Here is a 431-nt window from a genome sequence, read left to right on the forward strand (position 1 = left end):
GCTTAATAAGTAGGCGTAAATCGTTGGGTGAATCAGCGTGTTGGATGGCATCGCGGTAAGTGATGTCGCCATTTTCATACAAATCAAACAACGCTTGGTCAAAGGTTTGCATCCCAATTTCACGGGAACGTTTCATGACAGGCTTAATTTCGTGGATTTCCCCTTTACGGATGTAATCACCAATCAGTTGCGAATTGAGCAAAATTTCAATCGCAGGGCGGCGACCTTTGACATCAGGGGTAGCAATCAATTGCTGCGCCACAATGGCTCGAAGGTTCAATGATAAATCCATCAAAATCTGCTCGTGATGTTTTGCTTCAAAGAAGTGAATAATACGCTCAAGCGCTTGGTTGGCATTGGTGGCGTGTAGGGTGGCAAACACCAAGTGTCCTGTTTCAGCATATTGAATGGCATAATCCATGGTTTCGCGG

1 protein-coding gene is annotated in these 431 nt (G+C 45.2%); it reads right to left on the reverse strand.

What is annotated here, in order from left to right:
* Positions 1-431 (reverse strand): ATPase, T2SS/T4P/T4SS family (locus tag J1781_RS00230; RefSeq protein ID WP_217233001.1); only part of this gene is annotated, 431 nt, incomplete at both ends.

The organism is Rahnella perminowiae, from assembly GCF_019049695.1.
In the GTDB taxonomy this organism is placed as follows: Bacteria; Pseudomonadota; Gammaproteobacteria; order Enterobacterales; family Enterobacteriaceae; genus Rahnella; species Rahnella perminowiae.